General features: G+C 43.2%; 1 protein-coding gene. It reads left to right on the plus strand.

The genetic code is table 11. The features are described 5' to 3' along the window. Nucleotides 1-246: 246 nt before the first annotated feature. On the plus strand, nt 247-1,501 hold a 1,255-nt coding region (locus JWG40_RS17165), incomplete at its 3' end, for a hypothetical protein (RefSeq protein ID WP_205286997.1).

Below are 1,501 nucleotides of genomic sequence, written 5' to 3' on the forward strand. Positions count from 1 at the left end.
TGACGGCACCAACTATGTAATTACTGTGTCAACAAAACCATCGACTCAGACCTGTACGATGAGTAATGGCTTTGGTCGAATCAGTGGGGGAGATGTAACAGACATTATAGTGAATTGTATTACGAATTAGTTATGTCGCATTAGTGAAATCTCATATGCTTTTGTGAAAATCTAGTAGACGGTTAGGGGGTAGAGGTTAGGTTAAAGCACAATTCTGACAGAACGGTTGTTAGGAAGCGGATTTACATGACAAAGACCCAAAAACGCCAGTTAAAAAACACAAAACAAGCCCTTGTTAAAGGGCTAAAGTCTGCAATTTTATCAATTATCATATTTGAAATGACCTTTGGCTCACTTGTGCTGGGTCTCATTGGCCAAGAGAACCGATTCCGGGACTTATGGAGAAAGGGAACCGATGGCCAAATGGATCGCCAATTTGAGCAGGCGAACCAAGCAAGTACAGAAGAAGAATTTAATAAGTTAGTGGGTCGAGGTCTTGGTGTTGTGCGAGGAGACTGGGAAGCCCGCGCGGAAGTAGAATTAGAAAAAGAACTACGGGCGTTTGCCGATCCAGAAGAGAAAAAAAGAGAACGGGAACAATTAGAAATAGAGAAGGGCCTTGCAAAAGAGGAATGGGAAGAAGAAGTCCAACGTGAGATAGACGAAAGGAAGGGATTTTGGAAGGTTTACTTACAAAGTCCGGTATTGGATCGCGTATGGGATTTGGTGGATCGTGCGGGCCTTGTTCTTGGAATGGCACAAGCGGATGCCGCCGCAAAATCTGGTGCCACTGCAGTAGATAAGGTAAGAATTTGGGATGAGACAGTCAGTATGGTCTCGACAAATATCCAAACCAATTGGGAACAATCTCTCGAAGAGGTATTTCTTGAGGTCCAAGGTGGCTTAACTTTTTCTTCGGAAGTAGAAAGGTTAGCGTTTGAAAGCGAATTAGCCAGATTAAAAGAACAGTATCGAGCAGATTACGAATATGAAGAATCTTCTTTGCTTTCCTCCAAGAGAATGTATTTTGTTTCGCAACAAAATCAAAATGAAGATATGGCCAATCGTTTGGCCCAAGAAACCAATCCTTCCGAGTTAGCAAAACTTCTTGTTGAGAGAACCAAACAACAGATAGCTCAGAACGGTGGAGTTTTTGTTTATGGTGAGAACACACTTCCCAACCAAGTGGCATTAAATTTCCAAAGTGGAGATGATGCTTACCAAGAAAAAGTATTAAAAGCCCTAGAAGATGGCCAAGGACTTTGGCAGAAAGCAATTGATGAGATGATTCTTGGCAAACTTCGTTATGACCGAGATGTGGAGATGCAGTGGCGAGCTGGGGAAGCAGATTGGACAGATGCTTATGGCCAACTTGTTAAAGCAAGAGAAGACTGGGTCGCGACAGTCCAAAAACAAATCCAAGAGGGTTTGAAACAATGGGACGCAAGCGAAGCGACAATGGTGCAGAACAAGGCGAAGGCGATTGAAGAATTGGATCGCA

The sequence above is a fragment of the Leptospira abararensis genome (assembly GCF_016918735.1).
Lineage (GTDB): Bacteria > Spirochaetota > Leptospiria > Leptospirales > Leptospiraceae > Leptospira_A > Leptospira_A abararensis.